The organism is Hymenobacter cavernae (genome assembly GCF_014641455.1).
In the GTDB taxonomy this organism is placed as follows: domain Bacteria; phylum Bacteroidota; class Bacteroidia; order Cytophagales; family Hymenobacteraceae; genus Hymenobacter; species Hymenobacter cavernae.
The window spans coordinates 1-553 of record NZ_BMHT01000033.1; the positions used below are offsets into that span (position 1 = coordinate 1).

Genomic DNA, 553 nt, shown 5'->3' on the forward strand with positions numbered 1-553 from the left:
TGAGGGGCTACAGTGAGGGTGATTACGTTGGAGTAGACCGGCCCGCAAGCTCCCGAACTGGCCTGCCGACGGAAGTAGGTGGTGGCCGTGAGTGCCCCGGGCGCATAGCCAGAGTCGGTGGCCCCAACAGGTGTCCAGGTCACGTTATCCGTAGAAGCTTCCCACTGGTAGGCGATAGTGCCGGTGCCGCCACTGGCTTCCGCCGTGCTGGTCAGCGGGCTGGGGGTGGCGCCCTGGCACAGGCTCTGGCTGGCGCCGATGCTGCCCGCACTCAGCAGGGGCAGCACGCGCAGCACAACCACGTTGGAGAAGAGCGGCCCGCAGGCCCCGGAGCTCACGCGGCGGCGGAAGTAGGTGGTGCCGGTGGGCACCCCTGGGGTGAAGCTCTCGGTGGTGGCGCCGGACACCGGCACCCAGCCCACGTTATCGGCCGAAGCTTCCCACTGGTAGGCGAAGGTGCCGGTGCCGCCTGTGGCCGCAGCCGTGCTGGTGAGCGGGGTAGGAGTAGCCCCCACGCACACGTCCTGGGTAGCCCCAATGCTGCCCGCCGTCA

General features: G+C 69.1%; 1 protein-coding gene. It reads right to left on the reverse strand.

The window, feature by feature from the left end; all coding sequences use genetic code 11:
- Positions 1-553 (reverse strand): DUF8696 domain-containing protein (locus IEX74_RS23090; RefSeq protein ID WP_505678581.1); only part of this gene is annotated, 553 nt, incomplete at both ends.